The sequence below is a fragment of the Neisseria sp. HMSC067G12 genome, assembly GCF_001812725.1.
Classification (GTDB): Bacteria; Pseudomonadota; Gammaproteobacteria; order Burkholderiales; family Neisseriaceae; genus Neisseria; species Neisseria perflava.
In genome coordinates, this window is sequence record NZ_KV810194.1 from 1 (window position 1) to 210 (window position 210).

Genomic DNA, 210 nt, shown 5'->3' on the forward strand with positions numbered 1-210 from the left:
GCGTTGGTGCGTTTGAGCGGCAGTCCGTCCACTGCGAGCTCGTAAGCGGTTTTGGCACCAAGTCCGTCGATGTGGGCGGTCAGCCGGTTGAGGCGGTCGTATTCGAAGGTTTCGTGACTGCCGTCGGGATAGTCGGTACGGACGGGGTTGCCTGCTGCGTCGTAGTGGTGGCGGGTGGTATGGCCCAGCGCATCGGTAACGGTTTCGAGA

At 62.4% G+C, this 210-nt stretch carries 1 protein-coding gene; it reads right to left on the reverse strand.

The window, feature by feature from the left end; all coding sequences use genetic code 11:
- Nucleotides 1–210 (reverse strand): RHS repeat domain-containing protein (locus tag HMPREF2871_RS03910; RefSeq protein WP_168163335.1); only part of this gene is annotated, 210 nt, incomplete at both ends.